1 protein-coding gene is annotated in these 335 nt (G+C 57.6%); it reads right to left on the reverse strand.

Annotation, left to right across the window (positions count from 1 at the left end):
• Window positions 1–249: hypothetical protein (locus Q674_RS37150; RefSeq protein ID WP_023009727.1), on the reverse strand; the 249-nt coding region annotated here is incomplete at its 3' end.
• Between the last annotated feature and the right edge of the window lie 86 nt (window positions 250–335).

Raw genomic sequence — 335 nt, forward strand, 5'->3', positions numbered from 1 at the left:
CGTCGCATGCTCCAGAAAATCTTCGGGGAGCACCTGCCAGGTTTCGCCATTCCAGATTTCCACCCTTGGAGCCTCCCTCAACGAAAGACGCAGGGTGCCTTTGCCCTCAAACAGCACCAGATCTCCCTGCAAGGCCCACTCGCCGGCACCAACGATGTCAATGCTGCTCTCGCCTACGGCAAGCTCGGACAGTTCTATGTCTGGAAACCACTGTGCTGGCATCAGATCCATTGCCAGGGTGTCAGTCATGACTCACCTCCGGTTCTCCATCGAAGCGGGAAAGCCATTCGCGGAATTCCTGAGTATGGAACACAGTCTGACCGTCCACGCGGCCC

The sequence above is a fragment of the Marinobacter sp. EVN1 genome, from assembly GCF_000475375.1.
GTDB classification, from domain to species: domain Bacteria; phylum Pseudomonadota; class Gammaproteobacteria; order Pseudomonadales; family Oleiphilaceae; genus Marinobacter; species Marinobacter nauticus.